Source organism: Streptomyces sp. NPDC093252 (assembly GCF_040683675.1).
GTDB lineage: Bacteria > Actinomycetota > Actinomycetes > Streptomycetales > Streptomycetaceae > Streptomyces.
The window spans coordinates 45,841-59,005 of the sequence record NZ_JBFBEM010000020.1 but is presented as its reverse complement, the minus strand read 5'-3'; the positions used below and the strand labels follow the sequence as shown (position 1 = coordinate 59,005).

Genomic DNA, 13,165 nt, shown 5'->3' with positions numbered 1-13,165 from the left:
GTCTGCAATTCCCTTGGGTGTGTCACGCAATTAATGGACATGCAAGGAGTCGACACACCCGGAAGGCACCCGGCAAGCGCGGCCGGCGCGCGCCTTGCCTGACATCCCCCACCGTCAGGAAGGACCGATCCTTCATGCATTGGCGCCCTCGCGCGGGGCTGAGAACGCTCACCGCGCTCGCGCTCGTCCTGGCCGGAGCCGTCACCGCGGCCCCCGCACCCGCCGCCCTGGCGACCACCGCCACCACGGCATCCACCGCTGCCACCACAGCATCCACCACCGCCACCACGGCACCCACCACCGCGGCCTCCGCGGCGGACCTCCCGCCCGCCGACTACCAGCAGATCCAGCTCGCCACCGGAGCCGCCGAGACCGGCGAGCCCATGTCGCTGGCCGTGCTGCCCGACCGCTCCGTCCTGCACACCGCCCGCGACGGCACGATCCGCCTCACCGACGCGGCCGGCAACACCAAGCAGGCCGGGAAGCTCGACGTCTACACCCATGACGAGGAAGGGCTCCAGGGGATCGCCGCCGACCCCGCCTTCACCACCAACCGTTTCGTATACGTCTACTACTCCCCGAAGCTCACCACCCCGGCCGGTGACGCCCCCACCACCGGCACCGCCGCCGACTTCGAGCCCTGGAAGGGCCACCTCAACCTGTCCCGGTTCACCCTGAGGACCGACGGCACCCTGGACATGGCCAGCGAGAAGATCGTCCTGGAGGTCCCCAACGACCGGGGCCAGTGCTGCCACGTCGGCGGCGACATCGACTTCGACGCGGCCGGGAACCTGTATCTGACCACCGGCGACGACACCAACCCGTTCGACTCCGCCGGATACGCGCCGATCGACGAACGCACCAACCGCAACCCGCAGTTCGACGCCCAGCGCTCCTCCGGCAACACCAACGACCTGCGCGGCAAGCTGCTGCGGATCAAGCCCACCGCGGCCGGCGGCTACACCGTCCCCGCCGGGAACCTCTTCGCCCCGGGCACCGCGAACACCCGCCCCGAGATCTACGCCATGGGCTTCCGCAACCCGTTCCGGATGTCCGTCGACCGCGCCACCGGCACCGTCTACCTCGGCGACTACGGCCCCGACGCGGGCGGCACCGACGCGGGCCGGGGACCCGGCGGCCAGGTCGAGTTCAACCGGATCACCTCCCCCGGCAACTACGGCTGGCCCTACTGCACGGGCACCAACACCACCGCCGAGACCTACAACGAGTACACCTTCCCGAGCGGCCCCGCCGCCGCCAAGTACAACTGCTCGGGCGGCCCCGCCAACAACTCCTTCCGCAACACCGGCCAGGCCACCCTGCCGCCCGCGAAACCGAGCTGGATCAAGTACGGACTGGACGGCTCCCCGCCCGAGTTCGGCGGCGGCTCCGAGTCCCCCATGGGCGGCGAGGTCTACCGCTACGACCCGAACTCCACCTCCACGGTCAAGTTCCCCCAGTCCCTCGACGGCCGCTTCTTCGCCGCCGAGTACGGCCGCCAGTGGATCAAGGCCATCGAGGTCAAGGCCGACGGCACCTACGGCGTCATCGAGGACATGCCCTGGAACGGCACCCAGGTCATGGACACCGACTTCGGCCCCGACGGCGCCCTCTACGTCCTGGACTACGGCACCGGCAGCAACAACTCCGCCCTGTACCGCATCGAGTACATCGGCGGCGCCAACCGCAACCCGGTCGCCCAGGCGTCCGCCAACCGCACCTCCGGCGCCCTCCCGCTCGCCGTCCAGTTCTCCAGCGCGGGCAGCTCCGACCCCGAGGGCGGGGCGCTGACCTACTCCTGGAACTTCGGCGACGGCACCACCTCCACCGCGGCCAGCCCCAGTCACACCTACACCACCGCGGGCACCTACCGCCCCACCCTCACCGTCCGCGACCCCCAGGGACTCACCGGCACCGCCAGTCTCGTCGTCACCGCGGGCAACACCGCGCCGACGGTCACCCTGCAACAGCCCCTGGACGGCCAGCTCTTCTCGTTCGGCGACACCGTGCCCTTCAAGGTGCAGGTCTCCGACCCCGAGGACGGCACCATCGACTGCTCCAAGGTCAAGGTCACCTATCTCCTCGGCCATGACGCCCACACCCACGCCATCACCTCCTCCACCGGGTGCGAGGGCACCATCACCGTCCCCGCCGACGGCGAGCACGACAGCGCCGCCAACCTGTACGGGGTCTTCGACGCCGAGTACACCGACAGCGCCGGGCTGACCGGCCACTCCCTGCGCACCCTCCAGCCACGGCACCGGCAGGGCGAGCACTTCGGCGCCCAGTCCGGCATCCAGACCGCCGACCACGCCCCCGCCGAGGGCGGCAAGACGGTCGGCTTCACCGACGACGGCGACTGGGTCTCCTTCAAGCCGTACGCCCTCGCGGGTGCCACCCGGTTCACCGCCCGGGTCTCCTCCGGCGGCGTGGGCGGCCGGATCGAGGTCCGCGCCGGTTCCGCCACCGGCACCCTGCTCGGCACCGCGACCGTGCCGGTGACCGGCGGCTGGGAGACCTTCACCGACGTCACCGCCACCCTCTCCGGAGCACCGGCCGGCACCACCGACCTCTACCTCGTGTTCCGCGGGGTGACCGGACAGGGCAACCTCTTCGACCTCGACGCCTTCACCCTGGCGAGCGGCGGCGGCACCACGACCCCCTGGGAGGCCGAGTCGTTCTCCTCCCAGTCCGGCGTCCAGGCCGCCGCGCACACCCCGGCCAGCGGCGGTCAGACCCTCGGTTACATCGACAACGGCGACTGGGCGGGCTACGCCTCCGTCTCCACCTCCGGCGCCCGCACCTTCACCGCGAAGGTGTCCTCGGCGGGCGCGGGCGGCACCATCACCGTCCGCTCCGGCTCCCAGACCGGCCCCGTCCTCGGCTCGGTGACCGTCCCGGTGACCGGCGGCTGGGAGACCTTCACCACCGTCACCACCACCCTCACCGGCACCGGCACCGGCCCGCTGTTCCTCACCTTCACCGGCGGCGCCGGATCCCTCTTCGACATCGACACCTTCACCCTGGGCACCACCGCCCTCACCTCCACGGCACGGAAGGGGTGACGACATGACCCGACCGACCCGACTGACCCGCGCCCTGCGCCGCCTCACCTCGGCCGCGGCCCTGGCCCTCATGGGCTCCCTGATCGTCCCGGCGGGCACGGCCCACGCCGCCGCCTTCGACGTCCTGGTCTTCTCCAAGACCGCGGGATTCCGCCACGACGCCATCCCCACCGGCCTCGACACCCTGCGCACCCTCGGCACCCAGAACGACTTCACCGTCACCACCACCGAGGACGCCACCGCCTTCACCACCGCCAACCTGGGCCAGTACGAGGCCGTGGTGTTCCTCAACACCACCGGCGATGTCCTCAACGCCACCCAGCAGACCGCCTTCCAGAGCTACATCGACTCCGGCGGCGGCTACCTCGGCGTGCACGCCGCCGCCGACACCGAGTACGACTGGCCCTACTACGGACAGCTCGTCGGCGCCTGGTTCCAGAGCCACCCCGCGATCCAGTCGGCCACCGTGCGCACCGAGGACCGCACCCACCCGGCCACCCAGCACCTGGGCACCACCTGGACCCGCACCGACGAGTGGTACAACTACCGCGCCAACCCCCGCCCCAGCGTCCATGTCCTCCAGACCCTCGACGAGTCCACCTACAGCGGCGGCTCCATGGGCTCCGACCACCCCATCACCTGGTGCCACGGCCAGGGCCAGGGCCGCTCCTTCTACACCGGCCTCGGCCACACCATCGAGTCCTACGCCGACCCCAACTTCCGCACCCTGCTGCTCGGCGGGGTCCGCTACGCCGCCGGACAGGTCGGCGCCAACTGCGCGCCCCCGGCCGGCACCGGCCAGATCGAGGCCGAGTCCTTCACCTCCCAGTCCGGCGTCCAGGCCGCCGCGCACACCCCGGCCAGCGGCGGTCAGACCCTCGGCTACATCGACAACGGCGACTGGGCGGGCTACGCCTCCGTCTCCACCTCCGGCGCCCGCACCTTCACCGCGAAGGTGTCCTCGGCGGGCGCGGGCGGCCGGATCGAGGTCCGCTCCGGCTCCGCCACCGGCACCCTGCTGGGCTCGGTCGCGGTCCCGGTGACCGGCGGCTGGGAGACCTTCACCACCGTCTCCACCACCCTCACCGGCACCGCCACCGGCCCGCTCTTCCTGCGCTTCACCGGCGGCTCCGGCGCCCTCTTCGACATCGACACCTTCAGCCTCGCCACCCAGACCGCCCAGGCCCTCTCCGACGACGTCCACCTCTTCTACTACCCCTGGTACGGCAGCCCCGCCGTCAACGGCAGTTGGCGCCACTGGCAGCAGGGCAGCCGCACCCCGCCGAACGATGTCGGCGCCGACCTCTACCCCACCCTCGGCGCCTATGACTCCGGCGACTTCGCCGGAGCCGTCGCCCAGCACATGGAGTGGGTCGCCCGCTCGGGCGCCGGAGTGCTCGTCTATAGCTGGTGGGGCCGGGACAGCTACGAGGACCGGCTCGCCCGCGGAGTCCTGGACGCCGCCCAGAAGAAGGGCATCAAGATCGCCTGGCACCTGGAACCGTACGGGGGCCGCTCCGCCGCCTCCACGGTCGCCGACATCCAGTACATCAACAGCACCTACGGCGGCCACCCGGCCTTCTACCGCTCCGCCGACCACGGCGACAAGGGCGCCTACTACGTCTTCCAGAGCCTGGACGTCCCCGACTGGACGGCGCTGGACCAGGTCACCGGCTCCAGCATCGTCCTCGCCCAGACCACCGACACCACCAAGGTCGCGCACTTCTCCGGCATGTACACCTACGACGGCATCGCCGGTGCCACCGCCCCCGGCTGGAAGCAGGCCGGTGACCACGCCCGCGCCAACGGGCTGATCTGGTCCCCGTCCGTCGCCCCGGGCTACATCGACGACCGGGCCGTCCCGGGCAACTCCACCCCGACCGTGGCCCGCGCGGGCGGCGCCGCCTACGACCGGCAGTGGAACAACGCCCTGGACCCGGCCATCGGAGGCAATCCCACCTGGGTGTCGGTGACCTCGTTCAACGAATGGCACGAGGGCAGCTCCATCGAGCCCGCCGACTCCACCCCGCCCACCGGCTTCGGCTACCAGACCTACAACGGCGCCTACGGACAGACCGGCACCGCCGCCGAGACCGCCTACCTCGACCGCACGGCGTACTGGGCGGGCCGCTTCAACCCGTAGTGGTGCAGGCCCGCCCCCGAGGGTGCCCGGACCGTACCTGACCGGTCCGGGCACCCGTCCGCCCCGTCCCAGAGCCGGGTCAGGCGTAGGCGTCGAAGGCGATCCCCGAGGGCTTCGAGTAGTTCAGGTGCCACTCGAAGTCGCCGTTCTTGATCTTCAGGGAGGCGGAGCCGAAGTTCGCCGCCGTCAGCTTGTCGCGGTAGCCCGCCGGGTAGCCGTCCCAGCCCACCAGACGCGGGTAGAACCAGTTGCCGGTGTGGTTCTCGGCCGGCTCGTCATTGCCGTTGGCGAACCGGAAGCAGTGGGTCGACGCCCCGTCCTTGTGGTACACGATCTTCGGATGGGTCCCGTCGAACCGGATCGCCGACCGGGCGGCCACCTGGTACGAGGAGTGCTGGGACACCGACACATACGCGACCTCGTTGTTCTGGACCCACACCACGACATGCTCCCAGTCGTGGGTGTGCCCGATCGCGGCCGGGCCCAGGGTCGCCTGGTCCTTCTCGAAGTAGCTCGCGTACATCACCGCGCACCAGCCGTTGTTGCACTTGGCCCGCGAGTAGGTGTTGGCGCCCGCGAGCTGCGCGTAGTCGCGGCACTTGCCGTTGACATCGCCGCCCAGCGGCAGCCCGGGGTTGATCGTGCCGTCGGCGCCGATCGCGGCGGTGGCATAGCAGCCGTCGCCGTCGTAGTCGTAGGCGGGGGAGAAGGTCTGGTCCAGGCCCGGCGCGTTCTGCGGCAGCGCGGTGAGCACACCGGCCTGCGCCTGGGCGGGGAGGGCGACGACCAGGGCCATCGCGCCGAGGGCGGCGGCGACCGCGGAACGGCGCCGGACGCGGGTGGGGGCGGCGGTGCCGGAACCTCTGGTGGGGGACAGCGGGTTGCGCACGTCGACTCCTGACTGCGAACGAGACGCTGGACGCGCTCGGCCAATTCAGGTCCAGACCATCGCAGGCCCGATTCGACGACGTCAATGACCTCGCAGCAGACGGCACTTGCCCTCCGCCGACCGCACCCACACCGTTCACCTCCCGGCCGGAATGGGAGCCGTCCCCGCCCCTCGCCTCCGGCCGTCGGGGAGGCCGATCACATCCCGCCGAGCGCCCCGCCCACGCCCCCGCTCCTGCCAGCCGCACGCGCTCCCGCGTGCCCGCCGCCCCCCGGGGACCCCCGTCAGCCCCGCCCCCCGAACGCGTCCACCCCCGTCCGCTCCGCCGACAGGGTCCACAGGCGGGACGCCTGCTCCGGGTCCGTCGCGTAGGGCATCACGCCGGAGCGGGCGCCGTCGGCGGCGGGCTCGGCGATGTCGCAGTCCTCCAGGTACACCCCGCCCAGCCCGTCCAGTCGCGGCGAGGTCGCCGCCCAGACCTGGGTGGCGGCGCCCTGCTGCGGGGTCTTGAAGGCGTCCGGGTCGACCGGCTCCCCGTGCTCGTCGATCCAGCCGCGCCCGACCATCTCCTCGGTGCTCAGATGGCGCTGGAGCGGGGTCAGGATGCCCCCCGGGTGCAGGGCGAAGGCCCGTACCCCGGCGTCCTGCCCGAGCCGGTCCAGCTCCACCGCGAACAGCACGTTGGCGGTCTTGGCCTGCCCGTAGGCGAGCCACTTGTCGTAGCCGTCGCGGAAGTCGATGTCGTCCCAGCGGACCGGGGAGTTGTGGTGGCCCGCCGAGGACACCGACACCACCCGCGCCCCGCCCGGCGCGATGGCCGGCCACAGCCGGTTGACCAGGGCGAAGTGCCCGAGGTGGTTGGTGGCGAACTGGGCCTCCCAGCCGGGGCCCACCCGGGTCTCCGGGCAGGCCATGATCCCGGCGTTGCCGATCATGAGGTCGATGGTGCGTCCGGAGGCCAGGAACCGGTCGGCGAAGCCGCGCACGCTCTCCAGGTCCCCGAGGTCCAGGGAGTCCACCTCGACCCCGTCCAGACCCGCCAGCGCCTCGCGGGCGGCCTCCGGGCGGCGGGCCGGGACGACGACCCGGGCACCGGCGCGGGCCAGCGAGCGGGTGGTCTCCAGACCGAGCCCCGAGTAGCCGCCGGTGACGACGGCGAGCCGTCCGGTGAGATCGATGCCCTCGAGCACCTCGTCGGCGGTGGTACGGGCGCCGAACCCGGATCCGATCCTGTGCTGCGCAGTGGTGGTCATGCTCGGAACGCTACGAATTGGAGCGCTCTCGAAGTCAAGTGCGAGCGGCCCGGTCGCGGGCAGGGGAAAGCCCCGACCGCGACGGGGGAACCACGGTCGGGGCAGCTCGGGGGCGGGGTGCGAAGGGCGGTCGCCTCCTGGCGAAGGGCTCCACAGGGCTTCAGCCGAACGATCGTCCCTGTGGGCGAAAGGTGAGGCCCGGGGACACTGTTCCCTTCGCACCCACGGTCTGTTCAACGGAGAACCATCCCCCGTTGTTCCCGCCCTTCCGTGAGCCGTGTCACCGCACCCCGGCCGGTACCCGCCCCTCCTTCGTCCAGGCCAGCAGCTCCTCCCGCGACCAGGTGGTGACCACCCGTTCGGCGGGCACCCCGCACTCCTCGGCCCGCGCGCACCCCAGGATCTGCCAGTCGAGCTGGCCGGGCGCGTGCGCGTCGGTGTCGACCGAGAACAGCACCCCCGCGTCCACCGCCCGGCGCAGCAGCCGCCGGGGCGGGTCGAGCCGCTCGGGCCTGCTGTTGATCTCCAGGGCGGTCCCGGTCTCGGCGCACGCGGCGAACACCTCGTCCGCGTCGAACCGGGACTCGGGCCGGGGCCGCCCGCCGTCCCGCCCGATCAGCAGCCGCCCGGTGCAGTGGCCGAGGATGTCGGAGCGCGGATCGCGGACGGCGGCCACCATCCGCCGGGTCATCGCGCGGGCGTCCATCCGCGACTTGGAGTGGACCGACACCACGACCACGTCGAGCCGCTCCAGCAGCTCGGGCTCCTGGTCCAGCGAGCCGTCCTCGTTGATGTCGCACTCGATGCCGGTGAGCAGTTGGAAGCGGGCCCAGGCCGTGTTGAGGGCGGCGATCACATCGAGCTGCTCGCGCAGCCTGGCGGGGCTCAGCCCGCGCGCCACGGTCAGCCGGGGGGAGTGGTCGGTGAGCGCGGCCCACTCATGGCCGAGCGCGGCGGCCGTACGGCCCATCTCCTCGACGGTGCTGCCGCCGTCGGACCAGTCGGAGTGCAGATGGCAGTCGCCGCGCAGCAGCGCCCGCAGCTCCCGCCCCCGCTCGGGCTCCGGCCGGGCCGCCGCCTCGTCCTCCAGTCCCGCCAGATAGGCGGGTACGCGTCCGGCGAGGGCCTCGGTCACCACCTGGCCGGTCTTGGGGCCGACGCCCTTGAGTCCCTCCAGTGTCCCGGCCGCCGCCCGCCGCCGCACCTCGTCCGGGCCGAGGCCGGTCAGCACCCGGGCGGCGGTGCGGAAGGCGCGCACCCGGTAGGACGGCGCCAGGGACCGTTCCAGCAGGAAGGCGATCCGTTCCAGGGCCTCCACGGGATCCATCGCCACCTCCTGCCCCCAGGGTTCCGCACCCCCGCCCGGCCCGCACCCGGGACCGGGGACCCGCCGGGCCGCTCTTCAGCGGATCACCAGCGGATCACCCATGGATCACCCATGGATCACCGACCGATCATGTAGTACAAATCAGACAAATGCGCTCTACGCTCTAGGCATGACCGAAGTAGCGAGTCCGCGTATCTTCCGCCCGCGGATCATGGTGCTCGGCGTCCAGCCCGGCACCCCGCCGTTCCGCATCGTGGAGATCGACGGCGAGGTGGTCGGCGCGGCGAGGACCGTCATCGACGTACTCGAAGTGGCCGCCGAGTGGGGTATCACCGTCCATGACCTGGACGACCCGGACGTGGTCTGCTGGGTCGGCGGTGACAAGTTCACCTGGATCCCGCGCTGACCGGCCGCCCGGCCCTCCCTCCGCTCAGCCGACGGTCCACTTCTGGGCGGAGGAGCCGTTGCACGTCCAGAGCTGGAGCCGGGTCCCGTTGGCGGAGTTGGCACCGGTCACGTCCATGCACTTGTTCGCCTGGACGTTCACGATGTCCTGCGCCGCGCTGACCGTCCATCTCTGGGCGCCCGACCCGTTGCAGTCCCACAACTGGAGCCGGGTGCCGTCGGCGGTCCCGCCCCCGGTGGCGTCCAGGCACTTGCCGAGCGCCCGGACGGTCCCGTCCGAGCCGACCGTCCACTGCTGCGCCCCGGACCCGTTGCAGTCGTAGAGCTGCACGGCGGTGCCGTTCGCGGAACTGGCGCCCGCCACATCGGCGCACTTCCCGGCCAGGCCCCGGATCGCCGAGCCGCCACCGCCGCTGTCACTGGTCGTGACCGTGACATGGTCGACGACCATCTGCTGCGGGAACACCGAGGAACTGTTCGGGTCGCCCGGCCAGTAGCCGCCCACCGCGAAGTTCAGGATCAGGAAGAACGGCTTGTTGAACACCCACTGACGGCCGCCGAGGTCGGCCGGGGTGCGGGTCTGGTAGACATTCCCGTCCACGGACCAGGTGATGGCGTTGGGCGACCAGTCCACCGCGAAGGTGTGGAAGGCGTCCGCGAACGCCTGCCCGCCCGGCAGCGAGTAGGCCGCGCCGATCCCGCCCGAGCCGGAGTAGCCGGGACCGTGGAGGGTGCCGTGCACGGTCGACGGCTCGAAGCCGACGTTCTCCATCACGTCGATCTCGCCCGAGTTGGGCCAGCCGACCTGGCCGAGATCGTTGCCGAGCATCCAGAACGCCGGCCACATGCCCTGACCGCGCGGCACCTTGATCCGGGCCTCGACATGCCCGTACTGCGCGGTGAACTTCCCGGCCGTGTTGAGCCGGGCCGAGGTGTACTCGCACCGGCCGTACCAGCACTGGTAGTTGTTCGGGTTCTCCCGGCGGGCGGTGATCACCAATTGGCCCTGGCCGTTGAGGGCCGCGTTGGCGTTGCCGGCGGTGTAGTACTGCCGCTCGTGGTTGTTGACGTTGTCGCCGGTCTCGATCTGCCACTTCGCGCCGTTCACGGCGGAACCCGCCGGGCCGTCGAAGTAGTCGGAGAAGACCACGGCCTGAGCGCCGATCGGGCCCTCAGCGGCGGCGGTGGTGGTGTCGTCGGTGCCGTCCGTCCCGGCCTGTGCGGGGGTGGCGACCGCCGCCGAGCCGACCAGCACGGCCGACAGGGCGGCGAGCAGACATCTGCGGAGCAGTCGTGGAGGGGCCACGGCTCTCCCTTCCGTGGGCGGCCCGATGGGGCGGGCTGTCCACCGAGGTGGGGGAAAGAGAGGTCGCCCTTGATTTAAGTAATGAGATAAGGGTCCGTCAATACTCTGGTACGGACCATTATTCGCATCTCACCGCGCCGGTTCCCGGGAGTGAACGGCCCGGCCCAGCCGCCGGCCGAGCAGCAGATAGCCGACCAGCGCGCCCGTGCTGTTGAGGATCACGTCGTCGATGTCGAAGGCCCGCCCGGTCACCATCGCGCCCTGGACCAGCTCCACGCACAGCATCACGAACGCGGTCAGCAGCAGGATCCGCAGCACACCCCGCGCCTTCGGGGCGACCACCGGCACCAGCACCCCGAACGGCACGCCGAGCAGCAGATTTCCACCGATCTGCTTCGCCGCGTCCCGCAGTTCGGGCTGGTCCAGATAGGCCGTCAGGGAGCGGCCGGGGCGCAGATTGGTGTGGATCAGCGCCTCGGAGGCGGGGGAGGGCTGGAGGGTGAGCCGGGCGAGCACCGCCGCGAACGCCACCATCAGCGCGAACGCGCAGGCCATGGCGAGGAGGCGGAGGAGCAGCCGGAGGTAGTGGCGGGCCGGGCGGGGACGTGCGGCTGCACGGGCCATGGCAGGGCTCCTCCTGTCGGGGACGGGCGGTTCGCGGGGAAGGGAAGGGGTAGGGGAGGGAGGAGAGAGGAGAGGGGAGAGGGGATGCGCGGGTGTCTCAGGTGGGGCTCACCCGTACGTCACCTTGACGTCCTTGAAGCCGAGGGAGCGCAGGAGTCCCTCCAGCATCCCGGTGGTGTTGGTCTCGGCGCGGGCGGTGAGCCCGCTCTCCTTCGCCGCGTCGCCGATGTGCTGGACGGCGAGTTTCTGCACCGCCTGCTCGCTGTTGGGGTTGCCGGAGAAGAGGTCGCCGAGACGGTCGAGGAGCCCGCGCTGCTTGGAGACCGCGTAGGAGCGGTCGGGGTCGAGGGCGGGGGTGCCGAGCGCGGCGTGCGGCAGCTTCAGCGTGGCGGAGGTGCGGTCCTCGTTCACCGTGACATCGCCCTCGCCCACCTTGCCGAGGTCGACATGGGCGTCGACGGTGCCCGCGCCGACATACAGCGTGCGGGTGCCGCGGATCGCGTCCGGCAGCAGCCGGGCGTCCTTCTCCAGATCGACCACGACCTGGAAGTTGCCCGAGGCGGCTTCGTAGCGGCTCATGTCCTGGATGGACTGGAGCAGGGCGGGACCGGAGCGGTCCCGGGTGTCGCTGCCGAAGAGATCCCTGAGCCCGGGGACCACGCTCAGCCGGAGACCGGCGAAGAGCACGGCGAGCACCAGGACCACGACGGCCGCGAGCTTGGCCCAGCCGGGCATCCGGCCCGGGAGGCGCCTGAGGTGAGTCGACATGTCGACGGCCCTCCTTCCTCCCTTCCGGATGCCCAGCCAAGTCCGGGGCCATACCGATGGGTTGACGGAGCACCTATCGCCGCGGACGCCCGGGAACGGTCAGAGCGAGCCCGAGGCGGCCCCCGGCCGGGCCGTCGCCTCCTCCAGGGTGGCGAGCGGCGGCAGCAGCCGGGAGAGCCCGGTCACCCGCAGCACCCGCAGGGTCAGCGGATGGGCGCAGACCAACTGGAGCCGCCCGTCCCGGTCCAGGACCCGGGTGCGGGCCCGGTACAGCAGGCGCAGCCCCGAACAGTCGAAGAACTCGATGTGGGTGAGGTCGAGCACGATCAACGACCCGGGACGGGCGGTCACGGCGTCGAGGTACGGGGCGATCGCCGCCGCGGCGGCGATGTCGATCTCGCCGCGGAACTCCACGACGGTGTAGCCGCGCACCCGGTGGACGCGCAACTGCCGGGTGAGCGGCGCGGGGTCCTGCTGCACGACATCGCCTCCTACCTGCTGAACCCGCGGGACACGGTCCAACACCGTTCGCTGCCCTGCAAGTTACCCTCGTTAGGAGGAATTCCAGCATGTTCGATTGACATATGTCGCCGAATTGAGAGCGAGTTCTGTGCTCGCGGGGCGGAGACCGACCGTAGTTGTGTACTTTGTGGTCCCAGCGGAGCGTAACCGTCCCACGGGTCGACGGCTGCCCCGGGTGCCTCGGCGCCGGGCGCCGACGGGGCGAGAGGGGCGAGGCGGAGGCGGGCCCGATCGGCCGGACCTCCGCGAGAGGCCCCGCCGCGACGGGGGAACGCGGCGGGGCCTGACTGTCGAGTGCCCGGCGTGAAGCAGATTTATGCACGCCCGGCGCGGAGAGTTCGGTTCCGCTCCGGCGCGGGCGCCCGGCTCACCCGCCCGCCGCCTCCACCACGAACACCGGGATCACCCGGTCCGTCTTCGTCTGGTACTCCGCGTACGGCGGATACGCCTCCACCGCCCGCGCCCACCAGCGCTCGCGCTCCGGCCCGGACAGCTCGCGGGCGACCATGTCCCGCCGCAACGGCCCGTCCTGGAGCTCCACCCGGGGCTCGGACTTCAGGTTGTAGTACCAGACCGGGTTCTTCGGGGCACCGCCCAGGGAGGCGACCACCGCGTAGGTACCGTCGTGCTCCACGCGCATCACCGGCGTCTTGCGGATCTTGCCGCTCCGCGCGCCCACACTGGTGAGGATCACCACGGGCCGGTCACCGCCGGGCTGATGATTGCCCTCGGCCCCGCCGGTCCGCTCGTAGAGCTGGACCTGGTCCTCGACCCACTTGTTCGGGCTCGGCTCGTACTCACCTTCCAGAGGCATGACTGCCCGTCCCTTCGCGTCCCGCTGTCACGCGGCTCGCGGACAGCGC

11 protein-coding genes are annotated in these 13,165 nt (G+C 71.6%); 3 read left to right on the top strand and 8 right to left on the bottom strand.

The window, feature by feature from the left end; genetic code table 11:
• Positions 1–134 precede the first annotated feature (134 nt).
• Positions 135–3,065, top strand: a complete 2,931-nt coding sequence (locus AB0O01_RS33075; protein WP_365319275.1) for a carbohydrate-binding protein — start codon at positions 135–137, stop codon at positions 3,063–3,065.
• Positions 3,066–3,069: 4 nt separating this feature from the next.
• Entirely contained in the window at positions 3,070–5,208 is a 2,139-nt protein-coding gene (locus AB0O01_RS33070) for a ThuA domain-containing protein (RefSeq protein WP_365319273.1), read from the top strand.
• A gap of 79 nt (positions 5,209–5,287) precedes the next feature.
• Here AB0O01_RS33070 and AB0O01_RS33065 read toward each other — a convergent pair whose 3' ends face one another.
• The 3 genes from AB0O01_RS33065 to AB0O01_RS33055 all read right to left on the bottom strand — a co-directional run bounded on the left by AB0O01_RS33065 (position 5,288) and on the right by AB0O01_RS33055 (position 8,677).
• On the bottom strand, positions 5,288–6,004 hold the full coding sequence (locus AB0O01_RS33065; protein WP_365319412.1) for an NPP1 family protein: 717 nt from the start codon (positions 6,002–6,004) through the stop codon (positions 5,288–5,290).
• A 377-nt stretch (positions 6,005–6,381) separates the two neighbouring features.
• Positions 6,382–7,350: an SDR family NAD(P)-dependent oxidoreductase gene (locus AB0O01_RS33060; RefSeq protein WP_365319272.1), complete on the bottom strand. Its 969-nt coding sequence runs from the start codon at positions 7,348–7,350 to the stop codon at positions 6,382–6,384.
• A 280-nt stretch (positions 7,351–7,630) separates the two neighbouring features.
• Complete coding sequence (locus tag AB0O01_RS33055; protein WP_365319270.1) at positions 7,631–8,677, bottom strand: PHP domain-containing protein; 1,047 nt, start codon at positions 8,675–8,677, stop codon at positions 7,631–7,633.
• Between the two features lie 169 nt (positions 8,678–8,846).
• Here AB0O01_RS33055 and AB0O01_RS33050 point away from each other — a divergent pair, with 169 nt between their 5' ends.
• Positions 8,847–9,083 (top strand): hypothetical protein, encoded by a 237-nt coding sequence (locus AB0O01_RS33050; RefSeq protein ID WP_355737969.1) that lies wholly within the window; start codon positions 8,847–8,849, stop codon positions 9,081–9,083.
• Positions 9,084–9,107: 24 nt separating this feature from the next.
• On the opposite strand, the gene AB0O01_RS33045 is transcribed toward AB0O01_RS33050, so the two are convergent.
• The 5 genes from AB0O01_RS33045 to AB0O01_RS33025 form a co-directional block, all read right to left on the bottom strand.
• A complete protein-coding gene (locus tag AB0O01_RS33045; protein WP_365319269.1) occupies positions 9,108–10,388 on the bottom strand; it encodes a family 16 glycosylhydrolase in 1,281 nt (426 codons plus the stop codon).
• 129 nt (positions 10,389–10,517) lie between these two features.
• Positions 10,518–11,012, bottom strand: coding sequence for a VanZ family protein (locus tag AB0O01_RS33040; RefSeq protein ID WP_365319267.1), 495 nt, complete (start codon positions 11,010–11,012; stop codon positions 10,518–10,520).
• Between the two features lie 108 nt (positions 11,013–11,120).
• Positions 11,121–11,780, bottom strand: a complete 660-nt coding sequence (locus AB0O01_RS33035) for a DUF4230 domain-containing protein (RefSeq protein WP_365319265.1) — start codon at positions 11,778–11,780, stop codon at positions 11,121–11,123.
• 99 nt (positions 11,781–11,879) lie between these two features.
• Positions 11,880–12,260, bottom strand: a complete 381-nt coding sequence (locus tag AB0O01_RS33030) for an anti-sigma factor antagonist (RefSeq protein ID WP_365319263.1) — start codon at positions 12,258–12,260, stop codon at positions 11,880–11,882.
• A 409-nt stretch (positions 12,261–12,669) separates the two neighbouring features.
• Positions 12,670–13,116 carry a nitroreductase family deazaflavin-dependent oxidoreductase gene (locus tag AB0O01_RS33025; protein WP_365319261.1) on the bottom strand — a complete coding sequence of 149 codons (447 nt, stop codon included), beginning with the start codon at positions 13,114–13,116 and terminating at the stop codon, positions 12,670–12,672.
• Between the last annotated feature and the right edge of the window lie 49 nt (positions 13,117–13,165).

Bases quoted from the DNA above. Each gene is read 5' to 3' on its own strand.
- AB0O01_RS33055 (WP_365319270.1), bottom strand. From the start codon at position 8,677: ATGGATCCCGTGGAGGCCCTGGAACGGATCGCCTTCCTGCTGGAACGG.
- AB0O01_RS33025 (WP_365319261.1), bottom strand. From the start codon at position 13,116: ATGCCTCTGGAAGGTGAGTACGAGCCGAGCCCGAACAAGTGGGTCGAG.
- AB0O01_RS33060 (WP_365319272.1), bottom strand. From the start codon at position 7,350: ATGACCACCACTGCGCAGCACAGGATCGGATCCGGGTTCGGCGCCCGT.
- AB0O01_RS33035 (WP_365319265.1), bottom strand. From the start codon at position 11,780: ATGTCGACTCACCTCAGGCGCCTCCCGGGCCGGATGCCCGGCTGGGCC.
- AB0O01_RS33070 (WP_365319273.1), top strand. From the start codon at position 3,070: ATGACCCGACCGACCCGACTGACCCGCGCCCTGCGCCGCCTCACCTCG.
- AB0O01_RS33065 (WP_365319412.1), bottom strand. From the start codon at position 6,004: ATGGCCCTGGTCGTCGCCCTCCCCGCCCAGGCGCAGGCCGGTGTGCTC.
- AB0O01_RS33040 (WP_365319267.1), bottom strand. From the start codon at position 11,012: ATGGCCCGTGCAGCCGCACGTCCCCGCCCGGCCCGCCACTACCTCCGG.
- AB0O01_RS33075 (WP_365319275.1), top strand. From the start codon at position 135: ATGCATTGGCGCCCTCGCGCGGGGCTGAGAACGCTCACCGCGCTCGCG.
- AB0O01_RS33050 (WP_355737969.1), top strand. From the start codon at position 8,847: ATGACCGAAGTAGCGAGTCCGCGTATCTTCCGCCCGCGGATCATGGTG.